Here is a 17,560-nt window from a genome sequence, read left to right as displayed (position 1 = left end):
GCCCGCTCTCTGAAAGGGCTATGAAACAAAGGAAAACCAGGGGTTGAACCTACCGTTCGCCCTAGGCCACCTCATCAGCTTTCCTCTCTCCTGCTCAACTCTGGGGAAAGTACCAAGCCCTACCTCTGGCTAAATAAGCGTATCAGCTAACCGCTCAGCTATATGATTGCAGAAACCTTTATCCGGCGCCCCGTTACCGCCATTGTCACCTCTCTGGTGATTGTGATGGTGGGGGTGCTGGCCATCCTGAACTTGCCCGTAGGCCAGTATCCGGAAATTACGCCGCCCACGGTATCAGTAAGCGGTACATACACCGGCGCCGATGCCCAAACCGTGGAGCAAACGGTGGCCACCCCCGTGGAGGTGCAGGTAAACGGCACCCCCGGCATGACTTACCTGCAGAGCAACAGCACCAGCAATGGGCAGATGAGCATGACGGTAAACTTTGAGGTAGGCACCGACATTAACATTGCCGCCCTCGACGTGCAGAACCGCGTGGGTATTGCCTTGCCCACGCTGCCCCAGGAGGTGCAGCGCCTGGGTCTGGTGGTACGTAAGCGGAACCCCAGCATTCTGATGCTGGTGGCGCTGTACGCGCCTAAAGGCACGCACAACACCACTTTCCTCGATAACTACGCCAACGTATTTATCAAAGACGCCCTGCTGCGCACCAAAGGGGTGGGTGATATCGTGTCGCGCGCCGATGACTTCTCTATGCGCGTATGGCTCAACCCCGATAAGCTCTCCCAGCTGGGCATTACCAGCCAGGACGTAACGGCTGCTATACAGGAGCAAAACGCCCAGATTGCTGCCGGCTCTATTGGGGCGCCGCCGGCCCAGCGGGGCCAGACGTTTGAGTACATCGTGTTCGTGAAAGGCCGCCTCACCGACACCGAGGAGTTTGGCAACATAATAGTAAAAACCCGCCCTCAGGATGGCTCCGTGGTGTATTTGAAGGATGTAGCCCGCGTAGAGCTGGGCAAGTTCAACTACGCCAGCAACTCCTTTGTGGATGGCAAGCGGGCCGCGTACCTGCTGGTATATCAGGCGCCGGGCGCCAACGCCCTGGAGACCTTCGAGAACGTAAACAACACCATGGAGCAGCTCAAAAAGCAGTTCCCGGCCGACCTGGCCTACGTGGTGCCGTTTGAAGCTGCCTCCGTGGTAAAGGTGTCAATTGAAGAAGTGCTGCACACGCTGGTAGAAGCCCTGGTACTGGTAATCATTGTGGTGTTCCTGTTCCTGCAGAGCTGGCGCTCCACGCTTATCCCGGTGCTGGCCATTCCGGTGTCCATTATCGGCACGTTCATCATGTTTATCCCGCTGGGCTTTACCATCAACACGCTTACCATGTTCGGGTTTGTGCTGGCCATTGGTATTGTGGTGGATGATGCCATTGTGGTGGTGGAAGCCGTGGAGCACAACATGAATGAACGGGGCCTGAACCCACTGGAGGCCACGCTGGCCGCCATGCGCGAGATTTCAGCGCCGGTTATTGCCATTGCCCTGATTCTGGCTGCTGTATTCGTACCGGTAGGTTTCATTCCGGGCATTACCGGGCGCCTATATCAGCAGTTTGCCATCACCATTGCCATTTCCGTGATTATCTCAGCCTTCGTGGCCTTGTCGCTCACGCCGGCCTTGTGCGTGCTGCTGCTCAAACCCCACAAGCGCGATGAGAAGTCAAAGGGCCTGGATAAGCTCTTCTTTAAGTTCAACCGGTGGTTCGACAAGGTAACTTCTAAGTACGGCAACGGGGTGCAGCGCGGCATCAAGCACTCTCGGTTTGTAGTAGTTATTCTGATCTGTATTGTGGCGGGCACGGGCCTGCTGTTTGCCAAGAAGCCCGGTGGCTTTATCCCGACCGAAGACGAGGGCCGCATCATTGTTACCTTCAACCTACCCGAGGCGTCTTCTACGGAGCGCACGGTGAATACCCTGAAGGAGGTAATGAAGGAGCTGAGCCAGATCAAAGGCATTCGGCACTACGCGGGCCTCGGGGGTCTGAACGCGGTAAACTTCTCCTCCAAGTCAAACAGCGGCACCGTATTCTGCCAGCTTGAGCCCTGGGAAGACCGCCAAGACAAGGAGCTGCAGCTGCAGAGCTTAATTGCCCAGGTGCAGCAGCGCTTGAGCCGGTTGCGGGAAGCCAACATCGTCGTGATTTCGCCCCCGGCTATTCCGGGCCTGGGCAACACCGGTGGCTTCAGCTTTGTGCTCCAGGAGCGTGAGGCCGGTGGCGACATTCAGAACTTCGATGCCCAACTTCAGAACTTCCTGGGGGCCCTGCGGAAGCGGCCCGAAATTGCGGCTCCGTTCTCCTTCTTCACCGCCAACACCCCCGGCTACCAGCTCACCATTGATCGGGAGAAGGCCAAGAAGCTGGGCGTATCTATTTCCGATATCGGCACTTCGCTGCGCACTTACCTGGGTAGCGCTTATGTAAACGACTTTACAGTGTACGGCCGCAACTTTAGGGTCGTAACCCAGGCCGACTCCATGTACCGCGCCGACATCAGCAACCTAGGCCAGTACTACGTGCGCAACAGCTCCGGCGGTATGGTGCCGCTGAGCACCGTTACCAGCTATCAGCGCACTGAGTCGGCGCCGCTTATCTCACACTACAACCTGTTCCGGTCAGCGGAAATCAACGGCAACGCCGCCCCCGGCTACAGCTCCGGCGACGCCATCAAGGCGCTGCAGGAAACGGCCGCGCAGTCATTGCCTGCCGGCTACGGGTTTGAGTTCTCAGGCCTGACCCGCGAGGAATTGCTGGCTGGTGGCCAAACGGTGTACATCTTTGGCCTGTCGCTGGCGTTTGTGTTCCTGTTCCTGGCGGCTTTGTACGAAAGCTGGTCGGTGCCGTTCTCGGTGCTGCTGGCCGTGCCGCTTGGGGCATTTGGGGCTATTCTGGCCCTCATTTTTCTGCCCAAGCTCACCAACAACGTGTACGCCCAGATTGGTCTGATTACGCTGATTGGTTTATCGGCTAAAAACGCCATTCTGATCATTGAATTCGCAAAAGAGCGGGTTGATAAAGGCATGCCACTGGTAGAAGCTACCCTGGAAGCCGTACGCCTGCGCCTGCGCCCCATCGTGATGACCTCGCTGGCTTTCATCTTGGGCGTACTACCCTTGGTATTCGCCTCTGGTGCCGGTGCGCAAAGCCGCCAGACTATTGGCTGGACGGTACTCGGGGGTATGCTCTCGGCTACGCTGCTGGCTATCTTTATTGTGCCGGTGCTGTACGTGCTCATCACGCGCTTTGCCTACGGTAAAGAGAAGCTGGCTGAGCTGGAAGCCAACTACAAGCCCGACGAGGAACACGGCGGCCCGAAAGAAGAAGGCGCCGGCGAAGGTGACCACTCAGCGGCCCCCAGCCCCGCCTAGGACACTCTAGCTCACTCATACTGAACGTCATGCTGCTACCTTAGTCGGCATGACGTTCTTATTTACATTAGCGCCAAAACTTACCTCCTACCCTCCTTCTATGCGCAAACTAGTTCTTCTCTTTTTCACCTGCCTGACTACCGTGACCTTCACGCACGCCCAAACCCAACCCGTTATTCCCCTCTATTCAGGTGCTGTACCAAACTCTAAACCGAGCCAAACGACAGAGGCCGTTACGAAGAGGCCCGATGGCAGCCCTCGCATTTCGCAGGTAGTACAGCCTACTCTTACGGTGTATAAGGCGGCCAAACCCAACGGTACGGCGGTTATTGTTTGCCCCGGCGGCGGCTACGCTATGCTGGCCATGGACCACGAAGGCCATGATGTAGCCCGGCGGTTTAACGTAATGGGCATTACGGCTTTCGTGCTGAAGTACCGTTTACCACTCAGTGCAAGCCAAACTGACAAGTCCATTACGCCGCTGCTCGATGCCCAACAAGCTATCCGGCTGGTACGGCAAAAGGCAAGCGAATACGCCATCAACCCTGCCCGCATAGGCCTGATGGGCTTCTCGGCGGGCGGCCACCTTGCCTCTACGGCGGGTACCCACTTCGCTAGGCCAGTCGGTGACACGAAAGACCAGACCTCCGTGCGTCCCGATTTTCTTATGCTCATCTACCCCGTCATCAGCCTCTCGGATAGCCTGATGCACAAGGGCTCCCGAGATAACCTCATCGGGGACAAGCCTACTGCCGAGCAAACCCGGCTTTACTCCAACGAGCTACAGGTAACGGCTCAAACGCCGCCCACCTTTCTAGTCCATGCCCAAGACGACAACGTTGTGAAAGTGCAGAACGCTCTAGTGTTTTATGCAGCCTGCTTACACCACAAGGTGCCGGTAGAAATGCATTTGTACCCCCAGGGCGGCCACGGCTTTGGCATGAACAACAAGACTACCAAAGACAACTGGACCGACCGCCTGCAGAACTGGCTTGACGCGGGCGGTTGGCTGAAATAGTGGCCTGGCGCCCCACATCGGCTGGCTGTTCAACTCCAGCCGATGTGGGGCGCCTAGGAAAGCAGCCCCGCTTGGCTGGCCGCACTGATAAGGGAAGGGGCGTTTTTGAGAGTAGCCACTACAAACCGCTTCGCCGACTCCTTGGCCTCGTCGCGGGTAATCTCCCGGGACTCCTCGCGCACAAACTCACTCATCGTATGAAAAGCCTCCACTACGGCTTGCCTCCTAGGCCTATCGGAGCGGAGTTGCGCGTGCACAATGGCTACCTGCGCCTTGATTTTTTCCCGGCGCGAGCTAAAAATAGAATCATTCTCTAGGTGCGGCTGAATTCTATCAAGCAGCTCTACCAAGGGTTGCAGTTTGGAAGCGGTATAAACCAGCTTAACGGCTAGTTTATCGCGTTTACCAGGGTGGGCAGCCTCAGTGGTCGGGCCCTCTATTCCCCACAGAACTTCCTCAGGTTCCTGAGCTGCCATTTCGCCTGTTAAGTTGATGGCCGGCTGGTTATTTGAATACATAGCTACTGATATACTAAACTCTTATGCCTCCTGGGCTTTGTGGACAGCACGCGCAAAGGGTTTGATGCTGAGCATGCTCAGCAGGACGTTCTTTTACTACTTAAACGCTTTACATCCACCTAGCCTAAGGTACTGGTAAAGCTCTTGAAAAGACAACCCTGGTTTTCTACTAAGTAGCCTCAAGGCACTTCTGGCTTAGCGGCTTACCCTAAGCAGGTTTTCATTGGGCTGTGCAACTGAGTTAGCGCTTTTCTGCTGGTTTATTTCAGGTGGCTGCAATACCGTGGCTTGCCCTTCGCCACTTTTGCGTAATAAAACACCCTCTAGCTGCTCAGGTTGATGCCTACTTCTCGCCGCTTTACGCTGCCCCCGCTGCCTGCCGTGTTACTTTCTATTGTGAGCGTGCAGGGTGGGGCGGCCATTGCCAAAGGCTTGTTTCCGGTGCTGGGCGCGGCGGGTACGGCCAGCGTGCGTATCGGCTTCTCGGCGTTGCTGCTGTTGCTGGTGGTACGCCCCCGGTTGGGTCAATTGCAGCGGCCGCAGTGGCGCGCCGTAGTGCCTTATGGCCTCGCGTTGGGCAGCATGAATTTTCTGTTTTACTGCGCCCTGGCGCGCATTCCGTTGGGGCTGGCGGTAACCCTGGAGTTTGTGGGGCCCCTGGTGCTGGCTCTAACTGGCTCACGCCGCTGGTCAGATGTAATTTGGGTGGTGCTGGCCGGGGCAGGCATTGCCCTGATTGCCCCCTGGAGCGGGCACGGCATTGATATGCTAGGCCTCGTGTTTGCCCTGGCCGCCGGTGCTGCCTGGGCCATCTATATTGTGTTGAGCCAGCGAGCAGCAGCCTTGCTGCCCGGCCCCGTAGCAGTAACCGTAGGTATGGTAGTGGCGGCGCTGCTTATTCTGCCCTTCGGAATAGGTAGTGGGCAGCTGGCTACTGTTACCCCACACTGGCTCCTGTTGGGCAGCTTACTGGCGGTATTCTCCAGCGTACTCCCTTTCACGCTGGAAATGCAGGCGCTGAAATCAATGCCTACCCGCACTTTTAGCATCCTGATGAGTCTGGAGCCCGTAGCTGCGGCTTTTTCTGGCTGGCTCTTGCTCAATGAGCATCTTACGCGCAACCAGTGGTTGGCGGTAGGGCTTATTGTAGTGGCCAGCGCAGGCGCTACTCTCACCTCTACCCCAACGCACACAGCCGTAGCCAACGAGTAAGTATTGATGCCCAGGCTTGTTCACAGCCTAAGGTTACACCCACTACTCCTACTTGCCCGCAACCAAAATGGTGCAATTAACTACGCAACTGGCAGCAGTAACACCACAGGCTCTCCTCTTTTACTCATTGAGCCCTGTCGCACCAGGGCTGAAAGCACTAGGCCTATGCCGTTGACCCAGTCAGCAGCATAGGCCTAGAACTAAAGTACCAATCTACAAGCAACTACTTGCGTTTAGCTGGAGCTGGTGAAGCGGTTTTGGGCGTTGCCTTTCGGGCACTTGTGGCGTTGCTCGCTGGGGTGGCAGTAGTAGGCTTGCCAGCAGGTCGCTTTTTTGCCGGGGCTTTTACAGATGGCCGTTTAGCAGCTGCGCCTTTTTTAGCGGGAGTAGCTTTGCTAGCCTTGGCTGGAGCCACCGGAGCCACCGTTGGCTCGGCGCCGTACTTTACCTGGGCCGCACTGGGGTCGCCGGTCAGGTACAGGTCAAACTCTACGCGGCGGTTCTGCATGCGGCCCGCTTCAGTATCGTTGGTAGCCAGGGGGTGCTGGGCCCCATAGCCCCGTAGCTCCACCCGGATTTCAGCCACCCCTCGCGAGAGTAGGTAAGCACCCGCAACGGCGGCTCGCTCCCGCGAGAGGCGCAGGTTGAAGGCAGCCGGACCGCGGCTGTCGGTATGGCCGGCTATGCTGAGGGAGTAGTCAGGGTACTCGGTGAGAATGCGGGCCAGCGTATCCAGGGTTGGGTAAGAGGCCTGCAGGAGCGTAGCCTTATTTAGCTCGAAACCAATCAGCTTGGTAGCCTCCTGCAGCCGGCGCCGGGTGGCGGCATTCACCTCGGGGCAGCCTTGGTTGGCGGCTGGTCCGGCGTGGTCGGGGCAGCGGTCAAGGGTGTTAGGCACGCCATCATTGTCTGTATCCTCTACGGTGGCCGGGGCGGGTACGGGTGCCAGGGGGCAGCCAGTACCATCCACGTCTGCGCCGGTGGGCGTATCAGGGCATTTATCTTCCTGATCCGTAATGCCGTCGTTATCGGTGTCGGGGCAGCCTCGCAGCTCGGGTTTGCCTGGCACCTCGGGGCACACGTCGTCGGTATCGTCTACGCCATCATTGTCAGAGTCGGGGCAGCCGTTGGTGGCGGCTGTGCCGGCCTGGTCGGGGCACTGGTCCTGGTAGTTTGGCACGCCATCCTCATCATCGTCGAGGGGGCAGCCGTGTTCATCTACTTCTACATCGCGGGAGGTATTGGGGCATTTATCCTTCGCATCGGGCACCCCATCCTCGTCGGCGTCGGGCAACTGGCCCAGGTTAAACGTAAGGCCTACCGTATGCTGCAGAAACCGGTCTGACCACCGGGGCGTCCGCTCTTCCCGGGAGCCATCCAGGTTGGCCCCCATGGGCATGTGCTGGCTGCTTTGTACAAACAGGCTTACGCTTCGCCCCAGGCGCAAATTGATACCTGCTCCTACCATTACATCCAGGTAGCTATGATTTTCCTCGAATCGGTTGCTATCGGGCTCGGCGGCGCGGGTGGCAAACGTCCAGCCGCCCCCGGCCAGCAGGTACGGCTGCACCGGAAAGCTTTCCTTCAGCGCCCAACCGTTAGCAAGCTTCGCCTTGAAGGCAACATTGGTATTGAGTAATGTAGTAGTGAAACGCGCCGTGGGCGTAACCGGGCCCGAAAGCTGCCCATAAAACAACTGTAGGTTTAGGTCTAGGCCACGCGTCAGGTACTGGTTCAGGGCTACGCCGGGCGCGTATTGCTGGCTATCAAACTTCCAGTATTCAGAGCCAAAGTCGCCTTTGTATTGCAGCACGCTGGTGTTAATTCCAACGCTGGTGCGGCGCTCCGCGGTCTGAGCCAGGCTGGGCAGCGAGGCCACCACTTGCATAGCTAACAGAAGTACCAGAATTTGGAAAGTAAGTAACCGTTTCTTCATCACAGGGTGGCCTAGAGCCGTTCTTCCGAAGCAGCAAGATAGTCCTACTTGCCCGTTCTTAAAAATCAAATTTTAATAAGCTGGCTTCATGGCCCTTTCCAAGCCTTTATCACATAATTATACTCACTACCAAGCTAATACGCTCAGAAATTCAGCTACTATAAAAGACAGTCAAAACTAAAAATTATCATATTTTAAATAACTGCCCTTATCTCTGTCTTCCTGTTAAAGCGCCGAATTGTATGCTTAGGAAGGCCATTCATGATTTACCAGAAGTCCACTTCCGCGCCGGTCCACCATACCTCGGTTCCGGTGGGCGGAGCGGAGGCGGCTTCCTGCGTAAGCAGCAGCACGCGCTCTGTGGTACCCTCGTCTTCGTGAGTATGACCTGGGCGCGCTACTTCCTCTACGGTGGCAATGGTGCTTTCCTCCAGGCCGCTCGGGTGGCGCAGGCGGATCTGCAGAGCGGTGTGTAAGGCAAAACCCGTTAACTCGGGAGTTTTTGAGGCGGGGAATAGTAGCACGCCTAACCCCGTAAGGCCAATACTTTCTCGTACTCGGAGCAGCAGCTGATCATTCATAAGGCGCTATACGCCTTATTGCCTCCCAGGAGTTTAAACGGAGCTTTTGCAGTGGCCTAGCGCAACAGTATTCCTGGGGCTTTCCGCCTTAACCTCCGCCCCAGACCTTGCGTATTGGCATGGTGCTTGCAAATGTTCTTCTCGTAGTTAAACGCAAGCCTCCTGAACCCTAAAGTTTTTAGTCATGAAAAAGGTCAGTGTAATTTTCGCCTTTGTGATTCTGTTCACCACTATCTTCAGTGGTTATGCGCAAGCACAGCATAAAATCAGCTCAAGTGCTAAAGGCGCCGTAATTGGCGGTATCGGTGGTGCGGCCGCAGGTGCGCTTATCAACAAGAAAAACCGCGTGGTAGGTGGCGCAGTAGGTGGTGCCGCCGGGGGTGGCATAGGCTACGTTATCGGCCGCAATGCTGATAACAAGCGCCGGGCCGAAGCTGCTCGTGTAGCCGCCGCCCGCCGGGCTGAGCAGCAGCGTGCTGCCGCTTACCGCCAGGGCCTAGCCAAAGGCGCCGCTCGTAGCAAAGCCAATACGGCCGTAGCTGCTGCTCCCGTAACGGCCGCTCCGGCTGCTGCCGCTGCTCCCGCCATGATGAACAGCTTCGCGGCTGCCGGTGCTCCTAGCACGTTTGCCATGAACTCTGCTTATCTGCCCAACACCGCTTACGGTCAGCGTGATGCTGCTTACCCTTCTTCGGAGGTGCGTCGTAAGAGCTGGTAATCATTCTTTTAATTTGCGTGCCCAGAGCCCAGGTCATAGTACCTGGGCTTTGTGTTACTTAGTATTTCCTTAGCTCGTTCTGCTCTCTTACCAAACCCCTGTTCCCATGAAACCCTTTCTTGGCCTCCTGTTAGGGGGCGCCCTGCTGGCCTCTTGCTCTGGCCCGAAAACCGATGCCACCGCTGTAAATGTGCAAACCCTCAACCAGCAGTTTATTGGTGCCTGGAACGCTAAAAACACGGCGGCGCTCGATACGCTGCTCGCCGACGACGTGCAGTACGCCCAGGGCGAAACGCGCTTCAACGGCAAATCAGAAGTATCAGACAAGTGGGTGCGTGCCACCATGGGCACCATCTCCGACCTGAAGACCTACACCACCAGCACGGGTTCTGGGGATAATATCGCCTACGAGGCTGGCACGTTCTCTACGGATGTGCTGCCCGAGGCACCCGGCCAGCCCCACGGTGAAGGTGAAGGCAACTTTATCCTGCTCTGGAAAAAGCAAAAGAACAACAGCTGGAAACTCAGCTACGTGCAGCTGGAAGGCTTGCCCGTGAAGGTCCGCTAGCCTCACATTTGGTGGCGTTACTTCAGTTGTGGTTGCCTACACAACACAAAGGCCCCGGCAGCACTTGCCAGGGCCTTTGTGTTGTGTAGGCAACAGCTAAGAGTGGTTCTACAACCTACTACTTAGACTTAGCGCTGCCGCTGGCGGTGCCTTTTACTTTATCGGTAACCTTGCCAAGCACGGAGCCGGCAGCGGTCATCTGCTCTTTTTGAGCGTGGCCCTCAGGCACGGGAGGTGCCAGTTTAGGCTCGCCACCGAGCGGGGCCGCCTTCTTCAGGTGGAACTCTCCTTTGCCATCAATGGAAGTACCCGAAATCCAGCGGCCTCCTTCGGTGGTTTTGTCGCCGATGTAGGTGCTCACGAAGGCGTAGTTGAAGTCTTTTACTTCCTCACTTTGCGGGAATGAGTTGGGGATTGGGTGTATGCCCTTGGTGCCGCCCAACTCTTCCAGCACGGCCAGCCACTGGTTTTGGTGCATAGTATCGCGGGCAATCAGGAAGGCGAGCATGTCTTTCATGCCGGGGTCGTCGGTCATTTCCCACAGGCGGGTAGCCAGCACCCGGCCGGTGCTTTCGGCCATTACGTTGGCGTACATATCGGCGGCCAGGTTGCCGCTGCCCACTACCCAGGAACCGTTGAAGGGCACCCCGTTAGAGTCAACGGCCATGGCCGCCATACCCGACGACAGAATGTGGCGCGGGTCCATGCCGCCCAGCACCGCGCCAACTACTTTATCCTTGGCAAACTCATCTTTCAGGCTGGTTGGCGCACCTTCCAGGTTTAGCGCCACGGCAGTAGCCAGCATCTCGATGTGCGAAATCTCCTCGGTGCCGGTTTCCAGCAGCATGTCGCGGTATTTCACCGGGCCACGGGCGCCCCAGGCCTGAAACATGTATTGCAAACACACTCTAATTTCGCCTTCAATGCCGCCAATAGCTTGCTGCAGCATACGGGCGAAAGCAGGGTTGGGCTTGTCTACCCGAACTTTGTACTGGAGTTCTCGGTCGTGATAAAACATGAGGTGGTAAGGTGATAGGTGAAAGAATAAGTAGATAGGCCACTGCTAATTACCAGTAGCCGCCTTATAGCTATACGCCCTCCTCCACCCTTTTTACCAGGGAGAAAATACGGGTTTTATTACGTGCTTATACGGTTTCGCCTCCGTATATACTACCACAAGCTCAGCTATTAATCCAGCACTAGCTACTACGCTCCCGGCCGATCTTGGTATTCTTCCCCATCATATACCGGGGCCATGTTCGTGGCCTCTTCCTCGGTAAACAGGCGCGAGCGAATCAGAAACCGCACCCCCAGCGGAATCTCCAGGGAGAAGCTGGCGCCCCGGCCCTTGGTCACGTCGACGGTGAGTTGGGTGTGCTTCCAATATTCAAACTGAGAGGCGCTCATAAAGAAGTCGCAGCCGTGAATCTGGCCTAGCCACACATCGTTACCGCCTACCCTAAACTCGCCAGCGGCAAAGCACATAGGCGAAGACCCATCACAGCAGCCGCCGCTCTGGTGAAACATGAGGGGGCCGTGCTCGTCGCGCAGCAGGTCAATGGTAGCTTCGGCAGCGGCTGTAACCAGCACACGTGGGGTGGGTTCAGTGGTCATATGAGAGGTCGGAGTTTTTAGGGGAGGGGGCAGGTGGGTTGCACCAGCGGCTAATGCGTAGGCCACTCTGACTTTTATTTGAGCTTCCCGCTTCGGTTAGGGGCCCGTTGATAGGTGTAGACGGTGCCAGTTTCCAGATTCTGCACTCGCACCTACCCGCGTTTCTGCTCTTCAAGGTTGTACCGAACATTATGCTCGGGGTCATACCATATGTGCCAGTTGCCAGCACTGTCGAGGGTGCCACCGCTGGTTTTAGGCGAGGGCATGGGCACTGGCCTGGGCTGCGGGGCTAGCAATTCAGCAGTGAACAGCTCTTCCGTCTTTTGCAGCTTCCAGTCGGGATTTTTCTGGCCTGGCACCGGCAATTTTTGCGCGTGGGCAGCTAGGCTGGTTAGGCTGCTAAGCCCGGTGATTATTGCGGCTAACTGCATAGGATGCATACTAGCTGGGATAAAGGATTCTTTAAATAAAGACGCACTACACCGCAGCAAGTTGCTATTCCTCAAGTAAATGAAACAACGTCTCACCACTCTGCAGTAATGAGACGTTGTTCTTTCCAGGGCCCCTGGCGGTTACTGGCCTAGAAGAAGCCGAGCTTCTGCTGGCTGTAGCTGATGAGCATATTCTTGTTCTGGCGGTAGTGCGAGAGCATCATCTTGTGGTTCTCGCGCCCGAAGCCCGACGATTTGTAGCCGCCGAATGGGGCACCCGCGGGATAGTCGTGGTAGCAGTTCACCCACACGCGGCCGGCCTGAATAGCGCGGGGCACTTGGTACAGCTCGTGGGCATCGCGGGTCCAGACGCCGGCGCCTAGACCGTAGAGGGTATCATTGGCAATGGCAATGGCCTCCTCGGTGGTGTTGAAGGTAGTCACCGACAGCACCGGCCCAAAGATTTCTTCTTGGAAGATGCGCATTTTGTTGTGGCCCCGGAACACGGTAGGCTGAATGTAATAGCCCTCGGCCAGGGCCCCGTCTTCCTGCTGGTAGGCGTCGCCGCCGGTCAGCACCTCGGCGCCTTCGGCCTTGCCAATCTCCAGGTAACTCAGGATTTTCTCGAACTGATCGTTGCTGGCCTGGGCACCCATCATGGTTTCCATATCCAGCGGGTTACCCAGCCTGATAGCTTTCACGCGCTCAATAACGCGGGGCATCAGCTCGTCGTAAATATCTTCGTGCACCAGCATACGGGAGGGGCAGGTGCAGATTTCGCCTTGGTTGAGGGCAAACATCACGGCACCTTCAATGGCTTTATCCAGGAAGTCGTCGTCGGCATCCATTACTGATTTGAAGAAGATGTTCGGCGACTTGCCGCCCAGCTCCATCGTCACGGGAATGATATTTTCGGAGGCGTACTGCATAATCAGGCGGCCCGTGGTGGTTTCGCCCGTAAACGACACCTTCTGAATGCGCGGCGACGAGGCCAGGGGCTTGCCGGCTTCCAACCCGAAACCATTCACCACGTTTACCACGCCGGGTGGCAGCAGGTCCTGAATCAGCTCCATGAGCACCATAATGGAGGCGGGCGTCTGCTCGGCGGGCTTCATTACCACGCAGCAGCCCGCGGCCAGGGCCGGGGCCAGCTTCCAGGTAGCCATCAGCAGCGGGAAGTTCCAGGGAATGATCTGGCCTACCACGCCCAAGGGCTCGTTGATGTTCATCGACAGTGTCGTTTCGTTCAGCTCGGTAGCAGAGCCTTCTTCGGCCCGAATAACGCTGGCGAAATACCGGAAGTGGTCTACCACCAGCGGGAGGTCGGCGTTAAGGGTTTCGCGGATGGCTTTGCCGTTCTCCACGCACTCCACGGCGGCCAGGTGCTGCAGATTCTGCTCAATCACGTCGGCAATCTTCATGAGCATGTTGCTGCGCGTGGTGGCCGATGAATGCTTCCAGGTTTCAAAGGCTTTGTGCGCCGCATCCAGAGCCAGCTCAATATCTTCCTTGGTGCTGCGGGCTACTTTACAGAAGGCTTGCCCATCGATGGGCGAAGGGTTTTCGAAGTACTGACCTTTCACCGGAGCCACCCACTTGCCGCCGATGAAGTTGTCGTAGTGAGACTTGAACTTGGGCCGATCAACGAGAGTGGTGGGTTTTTCTAGGGTTTCCATGGGCTAGTAAGACTGTAGGTTTTGGATAGTCCAAGCTAGGTTTCTTATTCCGACCTACGGTTCACCTATCGTCGCACAAAAGCCGCCTATAGTCGCAATCTGATGGTACTGTAAGTGATGACTCACTATCTTGTATTCTCAGTGCGCTTACTTTGGCAAGAACGTTTCAAGAACAGCCCATGCCTACCTCTCACCTGCCCGCTCCTATTGCGCTGCACCACCCTGAGCAGCTCACCACTCTCGTGGAAAACCGCACGGTATACTCACTGGAAGCTTTTGAGCTGAACGTGTTTGAAACGCACCAAACGGCCCACCGCGTGCCGCTAAGCATGGGCAACCTGGTACTCACCACTATGCTGCGCGGCAAGAAGGTAATGCACCTGACCGGGCAGCCCGCCTTTGAGTACCTGCCCGGCGAGTCGGTGATAGTGGGGGAAAACCAAACCATGGTGATTGACTTCCCCGAAGCCGACGAAGCCCGCCCCACGCAGTGCCTGGCCGTGGCCATCTCTACTGACACCATCCGGCAAACCGTTGACCTGCTCAACGAGCAGTACCCCCGCGCCGAGGAACACTTACCCTGGCAGCTTGATACCACCGAGCACGCCCACTTCCGGAACACGCCCGAGCTTACCGGCACCCTGGAGCGCCTCGTGCAGCTCTCCCGCGACACGGGCCGCGCGAAGGATGTGCTGGCGGGTTTTACCATTCAGGAAATGCTGGTGCGCCTGATGCAAACCCAGGCCCGGCAGTTGCTCTTCCATAACTACGCCCAGCACCTTACCTCCCACCGCTTCGCGCACGTGGTGCAGTACATCAAGCAGCACCTCACCGAGCAGCTCACCGTGGAAAAGCTCAGCGAGCTGGCCTGTATGAGCAAAGCCACCTTCTTCCGCGTGTTCAAGCGCGAGCTAGGTCTCACCCCCGTTGAGTACATCATTCAGGAGCGCCTCGCTGAGGCCAAACGCCTACTCCGTATCCCCCTTTCCACCGTAACCGATGTCTGCTTCCGGGCTGGGTTCAACAACACCGCTTACTTTCAGAAGCTGTTTAAGCAATACGAGGGCGTGACGCCCGGGCTGTACAAAAAGCAGTACGGCGTATAGCGCAGGCTCTCAGCTGCCTCACCAGCCAGCCCGGGCTAGGCCACTATAGTGCAGCCGGCTATAACCTTCTGGGTCAAAAACCTGTTACCTGAGGCCACATAGGCCATTGCTCTTTTCGCAGTGCCTCTTACTTGCCTCATGAAAGAAGTAGCAACGGCTGAAGTTCAGCCCGTGATAGAGGACGTACGTCCTGACTCTCCCGCTCCCCTGGCTCCGGCATTGGTTTGGCTCATGGCCATTACCTGCGGACTGGTGGTAGCAAATATTTACTATAACCAGCCCCTGCTGGCCGAAATTGGCCGCACGTTTGGCTTGTCAGAAAGCAACGTTAGTCTGGTGGCTACCATCACGCAGGTTGGCTACACGCTAGGCCTGTTGTTTGTGGTACCGCTGGGTGATAAGCGGGAGCGCAAAGGCCTGACCTTGGTGCTGCTGCTGTGCGCGGCGGTGTGCATGGCCGGTGCGGCCTTTGCCCCCACGTTTGCGCTGCTCGCGGCGGCCAGCTTGCTCATCGGTATTTTCTCGGCGGTGCCGCAGCTCCTGATTCCCATGGCTGCTTCCCTGGCCAGCGACGAGGAGCGGGGCCGGGTAGTGGGCAAGGTAATGAGTGGCCTACTGATTGGTATTCTGCTCTCGCGCACCATCAGCGGCTACGTGGGTGCCCACTTTGGCTGGCGCACTATGTTTTGGGCCGGCGCCAGCGTAATGGTGGTGCTTACGGCTATTCTGGCCCGCATGCTGCCGCGCAACCAGCCCCAGTTTGCGGGTAGCTACGGCAGCCTATTGAAGTCGTTGGGTACGCTCACGACGGAGCTGCCGGTGCTGCGCCGCTCAGCCCTGGTGGGCGCGTGCATGTTTGCGGGCTTCAGCGCCTTCTGGACTACCCTGGTGTTTTTCCTGGAAAGCGACGCTTACGGTTACGGTAGCGACATAGCGGGCCTTTTTGGGCTTATTGGGGCCAGCGGGGCCTTTGCCGCGTCGTTTGCCGGTAAAAGCGCCGACCGTAAAGGCGCCGACTACGCCCTCAACCTCGGGATACTCTTGTTTCTGAGTGCTTATCTGTTGCTGGGCTTCGGAGGGTATTATCTGCTGGGCCTCATTGTGGGGGTAATCATCCTCGACATCGGTCAGCAGATGACGCACATTTCCAACCAGGCCCGCATTTTTACGCTGCGCCCGGAAGCCCGCAGCCGCCTCAACACCGTATACATGACGGCCTGCTTCATTGGGGCATCTCTGGGCTCCTTCTTGGGCGGCATTGCCTGGGACCACTTCCACTGGACGGGCGTGTGTGGCGTAGGCCTGGGCTTTGTGGTGCTGGCTTACCTGGCCAACCGCTTTTACGGGCGTGCTGCAATTGGTGTAGTGGCTTAGAGAGGCTGCCCTGGTTGAGAAAAACGAGAATCAGCCATTCTTTTACGTAACAACACCTCGGCTACACCGCCGGGGCGTTGCTGGAAATAGGCCTACAAGGCCTGTGAACCAAACTTTTCTGCTACCGGAATTACGTTCAAAACTCATTCGTAACTCCCACTAGCCAGCCTAAAACGATAATAGAGAACCCAGGTAATTTTACAATTGCACGCCCTACCGGACCTTTCCAGTTACTGTTGGGGTTAGAACCAATACATTTACCCTTCTTCACATGGCCAAGGCAGTGCGCATTGCTTTAGCGCAGCACTGTACTTGATGACCAGACCCCTCAAATTTGTCAACACCAACCGCTCTACATTCTTCGCCACCGTGCGCGAGCGGGTTGATGTGTATTTCCACAGCCAGGAGCTTTCCAGGCACGCCAATGGGGCCATGTGGGCTAAAACCATCTTTTTCCTGGCGGCTTTTGCCGGGCTTTACAGCCTGATTATTTCGGGGCAGTTTGGCCCTTGGGTTACGCTGGGCATGGCGGGGCTGCTGGGTGCCTGTTGTGCTTTCATTGGCTTCAATATTTGCCACGATGCCCTGCACGGCGCCTACTCGGCCAATAAGCGGGTAAACAAGGTATTCAGCCTGCTCTTCAACCTGATTGGTGCCAACCCCTACGTGTGGACGATTACGCACAACATCGTGCACCACACCTACACCAACATTCCTGGCCATGATGAAGACATTGAGGTGGCGCCGGGGTTGGTTCGGTTGTCAGAAGAAGAGCCCCTGCGGCCCTGGCAGCGCTTTCAGCACCTGTATGCCTTCCCGCTGTACGGCCTAGCGTCCTTATCCTGGGTGCTGCGCAAAGACTACATCAAGTTTTTCCGGCCCAAGATTGGGCAGCATCCTACCCTCAATCACCCCCGCAAGGAGTACGTGAACCTGTTTGCATATAAGGCGCTATACTACCTGCTGTTCATTGCACTGCCATTGGTGGTGCTGGATATTACCTGGTGGCAGTTTATCATCGGCTTTCTAACCCTACACCTGGTAGAAGGACTGGTGCTAGGCCTGGTGTTTCAACTTGCCCACGTGGTAGAAGGCACCGCATTCCCCTTACCCGACGAAACCGGCGACGTGCAGGAGGCCTGGGCGGTACACCAGCTCCGGACCACGGCCAACTTTGCCCCACGTAGCGCCATTGCCAGCTTCTTGTGTGGCGGCCTCAACCGGCAAATTGAGCACCACCTTTTTCCGCGCATCTGCCACATTCACTACCCGGCCCTGTCTAAGATTGTGCAGCAAACGGCGCTTGAGTTTAAGCTTCCATACCTGGAAAACCCTTCTTTCCTTTCGGCGCTTCGCTCTCACTACCGGATACTGCACCAGATGGGCCGCACAGCTTAAAAAAACCCTGTTTCCTGAAG

15 protein-coding genes are annotated in these 17,560 nt (G+C 56.9%); 8 read left to right on the top strand and 7 right to left on the bottom strand.

From position 1 onward, the window contains the following. The first annotated feature begins 162 nt into the window (after positions 1 to 162). Both HMJ29_RS10975 and HMJ29_RS10970 read left to right on the top strand, forming a co-directional pair. Complete coding sequence (locus tag HMJ29_RS10975; RefSeq protein WP_171591523.1) at positions 163 to 3,390, top strand: efflux RND transporter permease subunit; 3,228 nt, start codon at positions 163 to 165, stop codon at positions 3,388 to 3,390. A gap of 100 nt (positions 3,391 to 3,490) precedes the next feature. Continuing rightward, positions 3,491 to 4,408 carry an alpha/beta hydrolase gene (locus tag HMJ29_RS10970; protein ID WP_171591522.1) on the top strand — a complete coding sequence of 306 codons (918 nt, stop codon included), beginning with the start codon at positions 3,491 to 3,493 and terminating at the stop codon, positions 4,406 to 4,408. A gap of 53 nt (positions 4,409 to 4,461) precedes the next feature. Here HMJ29_RS10970 and HMJ29_RS10965 read toward each other — a convergent pair whose 3' ends face one another. Then, positions 4,462 to 4,926 (bottom strand): hypothetical protein, encoded by a 465-nt coding sequence (locus HMJ29_RS10965; protein ID WP_171591521.1) that lies wholly within the window; start codon positions 4,924 to 4,926, stop codon positions 4,462 to 4,464. A 339-nt stretch (positions 4,927 to 5,265) separates the two neighbouring features. On the opposite strand from HMJ29_RS10965, the gene HMJ29_RS10960 reads away from it, so the two are divergent. Then, entirely contained in the window at positions 5,266 to 6,138 is an 873-nt protein-coding gene (locus HMJ29_RS10960) for an EamA family transporter (protein WP_171591520.1), read from the top strand. Between the two features lie 223 nt (positions 6,139 to 6,361). Here the strand turns inward: HMJ29_RS10960 and HMJ29_RS10955 are convergent, their stop codons facing one another. Together HMJ29_RS10955 and HMJ29_RS10950 are read right to left on the bottom strand one after the other, a co-directional pair. After that, entirely contained in the window at positions 6,362 to 8,074 is a 1,713-nt protein-coding gene (locus HMJ29_RS10955; RefSeq protein ID WP_171591519.1) for an OmpA family protein, read from the bottom strand. A gap of 266 nt (positions 8,075 to 8,340) precedes the next feature. After that, positions 8,341 to 8,655 carry a hypothetical protein gene (locus tag HMJ29_RS10950; RefSeq protein ID WP_171591518.1) on the bottom strand — a complete coding sequence of 105 codons (315 nt, stop codon included), beginning with the start codon at positions 8,653 to 8,655 and terminating at the stop codon, positions 8,341 to 8,343. 184 nt (positions 8,656 to 8,839) lie between these two features. On the opposite strand from HMJ29_RS10950, the gene HMJ29_RS10945 reads away from it, so the two are divergent. Continuing rightward, entirely contained in the window at positions 8,840 to 9,373 is a 534-nt protein-coding gene (locus tag HMJ29_RS10945) for a YMGG-like glycine zipper-containing protein (RefSeq protein WP_171591517.1), read from the top strand. A 106-nt stretch (positions 9,374 to 9,479) separates the two neighbouring features. After that, positions 9,480 to 9,941 (top strand): YybH family protein, encoded by a 462-nt coding sequence (locus HMJ29_RS10940; RefSeq protein WP_171591516.1) that lies wholly within the window; start codon positions 9,480 to 9,482, stop codon positions 9,939 to 9,941. Between the two features lie 118 nt (positions 9,942 to 10,059). On the opposite strand, the gene HMJ29_RS10935 is transcribed toward HMJ29_RS10940, so the two are convergent. The 4 genes from HMJ29_RS10935 to HMJ29_RS10920 form a co-directional block, all read right to left on the bottom strand. Further along, complete coding sequence (locus tag HMJ29_RS10935; RefSeq protein ID WP_171591515.1) at positions 10,060 to 10,959, bottom strand: manganese catalase; 900 nt, start codon at positions 10,957 to 10,959, stop codon at positions 10,060 to 10,062. Positions 10,960 to 11,147: 188 nt separating this feature from the next. Then, positions 11,148 to 11,555, bottom strand: a complete 408-nt coding sequence (locus HMJ29_RS10930) for a DUF779 domain-containing protein (protein WP_171591514.1) — start codon at positions 11,553 to 11,555, stop codon at positions 11,148 to 11,150. 152 nt (positions 11,556 to 11,707) lie between these two features. Next, positions 11,708 to 11,986, bottom strand: coding sequence for a hypothetical protein (locus HMJ29_RS10925; protein WP_171591513.1), 279 nt, complete (start codon positions 11,984 to 11,986; stop codon positions 11,708 to 11,710). Between the two features lie 149 nt (positions 11,987 to 12,135). Next, positions 12,136 to 13,662 carry an aldehyde dehydrogenase family protein gene (locus HMJ29_RS10920; RefSeq protein WP_171591512.1) on the bottom strand — a complete coding sequence of 509 codons (1,527 nt, stop codon included), beginning with the start codon at positions 13,660 to 13,662 and terminating at the stop codon, positions 12,136 to 12,138. A 179-nt stretch (positions 13,663 to 13,841) separates the two neighbouring features. Between HMJ29_RS10920 and HMJ29_RS10915 the strand changes: the two genes are divergently transcribed. From HMJ29_RS10915 to HMJ29_RS10905, 3 genes are all read left to right on the top strand, one after another. Further along, entirely contained in the window at positions 13,842 to 14,768 is a 927-nt protein-coding gene (locus tag HMJ29_RS10915) for an AraC family transcriptional regulator (protein ID WP_171591511.1), read from the top strand. A 138-nt stretch (positions 14,769 to 14,906) separates the two neighbouring features. Continuing rightward, positions 14,907 to 16,142, top strand: coding sequence for an MFS transporter (locus tag HMJ29_RS10910; RefSeq protein ID WP_244679318.1), 1,236 nt, complete (start codon positions 14,907 to 14,909; stop codon positions 16,140 to 16,142). Positions 16,143 to 16,457: 315 nt separating this feature from the next. After that, positions 16,458 to 17,540, top strand: coding sequence for a fatty acid desaturase family protein (locus tag HMJ29_RS10905; protein WP_171591510.1), 1,083 nt, complete (start codon positions 16,458 to 16,460; stop codon positions 17,538 to 17,540). The last annotated feature ends 20 nt before the right edge of the window (positions 17,541 to 17,560 follow it).

Origin of the sequence: Hymenobacter taeanensis (genome assembly GCF_013137895.1) — a bacterium.
GTDB lineage: Bacteria > Bacteroidota > Bacteroidia > Cytophagales > Hymenobacteraceae > Hymenobacter > Hymenobacter taeanensis.
This window is presented reverse-complemented; position numbering and strand designations above follow the sequence as displayed.